1 rRNA gene is annotated in these 425 nt (G+C 48.9%); it reads right to left on the bottom strand.

From position 1 onward, the window contains the following. Positions 1–268: 268 nt before the first annotated feature. Positions 269–383 (bottom strand): 5S ribosomal RNA (gene rrf / locus ACXAH2_RS17185). Positions 384–425: the final 42 nt, after the last annotated feature.

Raw genomic sequence — 425 nt, 5'->3', positions numbered from 1 at the left:
ATGTTTAAAGCTTGACGATATTTATGCCCTTTTACCACCTATGCTTATCCCCTTGTGGGACTCTCACATGCTTTCCTTTCATCATAAGGCCGACACTACCATCGGCGATGACGAGCGCCTGCGGCGTATAAAGAGCCACTTCTGAGTTCGGGATGATCCTAGGTTTGACAAGGGAGGCACGACCGCTATCAAACGAGGTGCACTTTGACTTTCCTACAGACGTAAAAAAGCCCTGACAGGCTATCCTATCAGGGCTTCTATATTTAAAGCTTGACGACGACCTACTCTCACATGGGATCTCCCACACTACCATCGGCGATGGCGCTTTTCACTTCTGAGTTCGGGATGGGATCAGGTGGTTCAACGCCTCTATGATCGTCAAGCAATTCGGTTGGCGTATCGTTCTGGTTTGAGCTCTTCTACTC

The sequence above is a fragment of the Marinomonas sp. ABL3_031 genome (assembly GCF_056161265.1).
The sequence above is the reverse complement of the archived record's forward strand: the minus strand, read 5'-3'. Positions and strand labels throughout refer to the sequence as shown.